The organism is Sphingomonas xinjiangensis, from assembly GCF_014199255.1.
Taxonomy (GTDB): domain Bacteria; phylum Pseudomonadota; class Alphaproteobacteria; order Sphingomonadales; family Sphingomonadaceae; genus Sphingomonas; species Sphingomonas xinjiangensis.
The window spans coordinates 1-5,701 of sequence record NZ_JACIJF010000049.1 but is presented as its reverse complement, the minus strand read 5'-3'; the positions used below and the strand labels follow the sequence as shown (position 1 = coordinate 5,701).

Here is a 5,701-nt window from a genome sequence, read left to right as displayed (position 1 = left end):
GCTTGGAACAGGCTCGTCGATCAGCCTTGGCGCATCATGACCATCGGCCGGCGCCAGTGGGCATGTCGGTTCTGATCAATGCAGGTTGGTATTAGTTTGTTTTACCGGGTTGATTTACTCGGAAATCGGCAGATTTGCGATGTGAGGAGATTTGCGTGGCGAAAGGCAAACAAACCTCCGTTTTCTTTACTTTACAATTTTGCGGATCGTGGGTGGCAAGCTGCAGTCGCAAGCGCATCCCGCAGACGTTGGTACCTGCTTTGCACCCCCCGGCTGAGCGCGGCCCGCGGATGCGGCCCTCAACCCGTTCTATCGAGTGCGGCGCCGCCGAAGGATGTGCAGGTCACACACGAGATGCAATCGAGGCTATGAGCATTGCTGCCGGTACAAAGAATATCTGAGCAAGGACGGTACCAAGTAGGCGGCTTAGCGAGACCCAGACGATCGTGCGGCGAAATAGAGCCGCATCAACCCGGCCCTCAACAACGTCATCTGTCATCACCGATAGCTGAGGGTCGATAAGAGCAAAAAGCAGGATCGTCGCAAATCCGTTGATGACTGCTGATAGCTGCGATGCGGTCACGCGGAACTCAGGATTCAAATAGCCTGCGTACAGTGAGGCAAGAACTCCAACGGTGATCAGCGCCTGCGCGAGTACGTTGGCCGTCAAAACTCCCCAGCCAACTGCCCGAGGGCGGGCCAAGTCCCGAAGGTGCGCTAAAGCTGGCACTCGAACAGATTGGCGCAGCGCGGTAAAGCCCGCTGGTGTGGCCGTTCGCAGTAACATCCGTCCTGTTGATCGATGCTGCTGAAAGTACCCAATTGCCCTCGCGAAAAGGCGCTGGCCAGTCGGTACGAGCAAAATGCCGACGAACACTGCGAGCGTTGCGCTCGTAAGCACGACGCGAAAGTCGTGAGCGAGTGACGCTCCCCCACCATTCGCAATGCGTGTTTCAATGCGCTTCGCAAGAAATGGGCCGAGAAAGCTGTTGGACGTTCGGCTGACGAGCACGAGCATGTTGAACAGCGCGAAGCTCATCGCAATTCTTCCAGTACGCACCCCCGCGATGCGGGCAGCGTACGCAAGAGTGCCAATCAGGTTGATGCCTGCTGTTAGCAGGCAAATGATCACGAGCTGACGGTCCATACCCGGTTAATACAGCAACATCGGCCATCCACTTCAACTTATCTATTCTAAGCGGAGCGGTCCTGCTTTTCGTCGCACCCTGAGAGGCCGCGTCAGCCTGGGCAAACTTCGTAGCTTGCGCGTGAGCTGTCTCGCGGGTTTTGGGCGAAGCACCGGATACCAGACATTCCACCCGACGCCGGCTCAACGTCCGCTTCTCTGCTCCCGCCCTCCAAAGCAGACTGTCGGCAAGCGCCCCACTTGCGGACCTACAAGCCGTCGATCACACTGCCTGAATGTCGACGGTTGAAGAGAGCGCGCCACCTTATACCAACGCCAATAACTACGGCGCCGTGCTGACGGGGCTGTTTGGACTAATCGACGACGCAGAGTTGTCGCGATGTGATCCCGCGGGCATCGCGCTTTTGCGCCAAGCTCGCGACCTTTTCTGGGTCGACTTTCAACGGCGACATCCTGGCGCTTGGGACCCAACGCCGCCGGTCGGCTAGTCCGAATGCGGTTATTGATTTTCTTGCTCCTGCCGCTGCTCGCCAGCTGCGACGCTTGGCCAACCGTCGTGGACAATCGAACCAACTCACAGTTGAGCGTCCGGTACCTCCATCGTGACCACGATCACTGGTCTGCTCCGTTTTCTGTGTCCGCGGGCAAAGCGATGGCATTGTCACGGGGGCATTGGATACAGGACATAAGGGCGGTTCGGATCAGAGACGGAGCAGAGTCATACTCGCTGGCAGGTGACGCCTTACTGCGGGTACAACTCGCGTGCACGAGCAGTGACTTGGGCCGGCGCTTCTCCACGGCGGGAAACTGCTACCTGATCTATTTAGGCGAAGGGCGATTTCAGATCACGGCCGTCGAGCCGCGCGGGCTCCAGTACGAGCAGGTTGAGAACGGCAGCTAACCCGCACTTGCCTCAAAAAGCGGCCTGTCAGCAAACCATCTGTGGACGCCCCTTCGGTTGCAAGCGGTATTTGGAGGTTCTGGCACTAGGTCGGTTGCTGCCATCTGTCCGGCCTGTGATGCAGCCATAAGCTGCTGGCCCGTATGGGAGTTCGCGGACCGGAACCACATCACCCTAGGCGTGCTCTTGGCACACTGGTTTGCACTGGTTCTTCCGGCCCCGTCTCGCCGACTATTGTGCCATACCCTCCTTCGACCGACTGCGCCCTCCGACGCCTCTGGTCCGCCTTGGCTTATGCCGCCGCTGCGACCGGAGCTCTGTAATCCTCATGTTTGACCAGCAACGCCCAGACGGTGCGCGCCATCTTGTTAGCGAGCGCCACTGTGACCAGCATGCGCGGCTTCCTTGCGAGCATGCGCTCAAGCCATGAGCCGGCGGGTGCTCCGCGCTTGCTCGCCTGAAGCACGACGGCGCTGCTGCCGATGATGAGCAGGCGCCTCAGCGTTCGCTCGCCCATCCGGGAGATCGCTCCCAGCTTCTGCTTACCGCCGGTAGACGCCTGTTTTGGCACCAGCCCCAACCAGGCGGCAAAGTCGCGGCCTTTCGCGAACGTCTCGGCTGGCGGCGCGATCGCAGCGATGGCTGTCGCCGTGATAGGACCGATGCCGGGGATGGTCATCAGCCGTCGCGCGACTTCGTCCTCGCGAGCGCGCCGCGTGATCTCCTTGTCCAGCTCCGCAATTCGCCTGTCCAACGCCGCCAGCATCTCGACCATCATCGCGAACATAGGCCGTGCGGCCTCAGGCAGCGTGTCCCCGATCTCGCCGCCCTCGAGCAGATCCGCCAGCATCGCGAGGTGAGCGGTTCCCTTAGGCGCAACCCATCCATACTCGGCCAAGTGCCCGCGGATTGCATTGCCCAGTTGGGTCCGCTGCTTCACGGCCAGGTCGCGCGTACGGAACACCAGCGCTGCTGCTTGCTGCTCCTCGCTCTTCACCGCCACGAAGCGCATGTTCGGTCGCTGCGCTGCTTCGCAGATCGCTTCCGCATCCACTGCATCATTCTTGTGACGCTTCACGAACGGCTTCACGTACGCCGGCGGGATCAGTCGCACCTGGTGCCCCATCGCCTGCAGCTCGCGAGCCCAGTGGTGCGCACCGCCGCATGCCTCCAGCGCTACCACGCAGCGCGGGTGTGCGGTGAAAAAGTCGAGCAGTTTACCTCGTGTCAGCCTGCGGCTGAACACCATCGCCCCGCGCTCATCGGCGCCGTGCGCGTGGAAAACATGCTTGGCGATATCTAGCCCAATCGTGGTAACTTCCGACACGGACGCCTCCCTCAAGTGGTGTTCAACACCTCCACTTTGGCACATCGATGCCGTCGGGGGGCGTCCACCCCATCACCCACGAACAGGCGTAACTGATCGGGAAAGCGGACCCTGAAAGCGGCCAGTCCGCTTCCGCCCACTTCCCGCCGTTCCCAGTCGCGACCGCGGTTCCCGATTGCGGACGATCTATCAGCGGAGCAGGATGGTGCAGTGAAGATCACTCGAGCCACTCTTCGCCAGCTACAGCTCCCCGAGATTAAAGCGGTGACGTTCTACAAGCGCGACGAGATCACGACCGACCTTATATGCTGCGAGATCGATGTCGGCGGGCAAGTCTGGAGCTTCCATGAGGAGGCGGCTGGCTGGTCAAACCTCATTGCTCACCTGTCGGCGCTACCAGGCTTTCGCACCGACTGGTATGAGACGGTTACAAGCGAGCCATTCTATACGAGCGAGACAGTCGCTTTCGAACGGCGATGATCGCCCCACTTGCGGACGTGCGATGAGCTTAGGTGACCGGTCCGTCGCCGCTATCGTAAATGTCTAAGTGCAGCGAAAGACCGCGCTGCCCCAAGCTTAAGAGCACGCTGGCTGGGACTTCTGCCTCTTCGTTCACGCTGTCCAAAATGAGGCCGCAGAGGACCTTGCCTGACAAGGTCGAGTTGATCTCCGCCCAGGAGGCGAGATCGTCGGGAAGTTGATCAAGAAGCTCCTGAAGCACTCGATCGAGAGGCTCGCCGGTTCGCCAGCCGGTTGTAATTTGAAAGCGGCCGGTGCTCGCCACGATTTCCTCTCCGTTCTCGGACAGGTAGATGTCGCCTTTACGAATGCCGTAAGCTGGAGTGCAATCAAGCGATTGGGCAAGCTTGTCTGGGTCCAGCGCATCACCCATGAGCCAGAGGGACGCTTTGCATTGATCAACGTTAGTCATCCGCGGAGCATACCTTGGTCACGTTTTGCTTTCCAACCAATCTCAGCCGCTCCTGATCGGCAAAGCGGACCCTGAAAGCCGCCCTTCCGCTTCCGCCCACTTTCGGTCATTGGCGGCCCGCAAACGAGCCGCCAATAGCCGTCGTTCGGTGTGGCTCAGCTCCTATGCGGCCTTGTAGCGGAAGACGATCAATAGGCCGGCGACCACCATGCCGAGACCGATCAGCATGAGCGCTGACATTGGATTACCCAGGATTGCCCAGTCTATTGCGGCTGTGACGCCGGGAACGAGGTAAAAGAGGCTGGTGACGTTCACCAGATTCCCGCGTGCAATGAGCTTGTAGAGCAGGAACGTGGTCCCGACGGAGATCACGATGGCGAGCCATAGAACCGGCAACACGAACCCTGCGTCCCACGAGCCATAGAATGGACCAAAGGGTGAGACCGCACCCGCGAACGCAAGTCCGACTGCGTATTGTGTCGGCAACACCACCCACGGTGCCTGCTGCTCGCGCTTCTGAAGGATCGAGCCTGCGGTTATGCCGAGCAGCGAGAGCGCGGCGAACGCCAGCCCAAGCAGGTCGAACCGCATCGACATCAGCCCATCCGAAACGACCAGCGCGAGACCCACGAGGGCAAATACGAGCCCGAGGAGGCGCGGCAACGTCACACGCTTTTCGGTCAGGAATATCGTGAGGATCGGCTGCACCCCGAGCAGCGTCGCCAGCGCTCCCGGTGTGATCCCATTATCGAGGGCCAAGAGGTAGCAGGCTGAGTAGAGGCCGGCGATAAGGAAGCCGATCAGGGCATTGCGGCGCCGGGTGCCGCGCTCCGGCACCAGTGTACCATTCCACGCCGCGACCCCAGTCAGGATCGCGAGTGCGATTCCGTAGCGGAGGACAAGAAGGGAAAATGGAGAGCCGTGCCGCAGGCCGATCTCGGACACGATGGCGCCGCTGCTCCACAGCAGGACGAACGCCGTGGTCGGCAGGAGCGCCGACGCATAACGATTGAACATTGGATTTCACCTGATGAAACGTCGCGAGCCCGCACTTCAAGCGCGGGGCAATGCACCGGCAGTTAGCCGGCGTGGATCGACGTCGGTGGCGGCGGCGCCCCGACACGGTCGATCCGGTCAGTCCCTTCAGGCGGTGGAGGTGCGGACGCACGCGCGAACAGGTCTGCTGCACCGATCTGGTTATGGCGGCCGTTCGCGGACATGTGGCGGTGATAAGCCTGCCCCATCAGGCGCGCAACCCGTCAGGGCAGCTTATAGCGATCTCAGCCCTGAAGCTGCCCGGCCGCTTCCCATCTGTGGACGCCCGCAAAGACGCAAGCGGTAATTGGAGGGTGAGGCATGTAGTCGGATGCTGCCATCTGTCCGGCCTCTAGTGCA

The 5,701-nt window shown here is 60.7% G+C and carries 7 protein-coding genes; 2 read left to right on the top strand and 5 right to left on the bottom strand.

Annotated elements, in window-relative coordinates:
• Positions 1 to 343: 343 nt before the first annotated feature.
• Positions 344 to 1,147 (bottom strand): lipid II flippase Amj family protein, encoded by an 804-nt coding sequence (locus FHT02_RS21060; protein ID WP_184092182.1) that lies wholly within the window; start codon positions 1,145 to 1,147, stop codon positions 344 to 346.
• Positions 1,148 to 1,422: 275 nt separating this feature from the next.
• Here FHT02_RS21060 and FHT02_RS21055 point away from each other — a divergent pair, with 275 nt between their 5' ends.
• The gene (locus FHT02_RS21055; RefSeq protein ID WP_184092180.1) at positions 1,423 to 1,635 is read left to right on the top strand and encodes a hypothetical protein; all 213 of its coding nucleotides are present in this window, start codon (positions 1,423 to 1,425) and stop codon (positions 1,633 to 1,635) included.
• A gap of 705 nt (positions 1,636 to 2,340) precedes the next feature.
• On the opposite strand, the gene FHT02_RS21050 is transcribed toward FHT02_RS21055, so the two are convergent.
• Positions 2,341 to 3,375 carry an IS110 family RNA-guided transposase gene (locus FHT02_RS21050; protein WP_184092178.1) on the bottom strand — a complete coding sequence of 345 codons (1,035 nt, stop codon included), beginning with the start codon at positions 3,373 to 3,375 and terminating at the stop codon, positions 2,341 to 2,343.
• A gap of 210 nt (positions 3,376 to 3,585) precedes the next feature.
• Here FHT02_RS21050 and FHT02_RS21045 point away from each other — a divergent pair, with 210 nt between their 5' ends.
• A complete protein-coding gene (locus FHT02_RS21045; RefSeq protein WP_184092176.1) occupies positions 3,586 to 3,855 on the top strand; it encodes a hypothetical protein in 270 nt (89 codons plus the stop codon).
• A 28-nt stretch (positions 3,856 to 3,883) separates the two neighbouring features.
• Here FHT02_RS21045 and FHT02_RS21040 read toward each other — a convergent pair whose 3' ends face one another.
• From FHT02_RS21040 to FHT02_RS21030, 3 genes are all read right to left on the bottom strand, one after another.
• Entirely contained in the window at positions 3,884 to 4,306 is a 423-nt protein-coding gene (locus tag FHT02_RS21040) for a DUF4279 domain-containing protein (RefSeq protein ID WP_184092174.1), read from the bottom strand.
• Between the two features lie 162 nt (positions 4,307 to 4,468).
• Complete coding sequence (locus FHT02_RS21035; RefSeq protein WP_184092172.1) at positions 4,469 to 5,323, bottom strand: DMT family transporter; 855 nt, start codon at positions 5,321 to 5,323, stop codon at positions 4,469 to 4,471.
• Positions 5,324 to 5,385: 62 nt separating this feature from the next.
• Entirely contained in the window at positions 5,386 to 5,526 is a 141-nt protein-coding gene (locus FHT02_RS21030) for a hypothetical protein (RefSeq protein WP_184092170.1), read from the bottom strand.
• Positions 5,527 to 5,701: the final 175 nt, after the last annotated feature.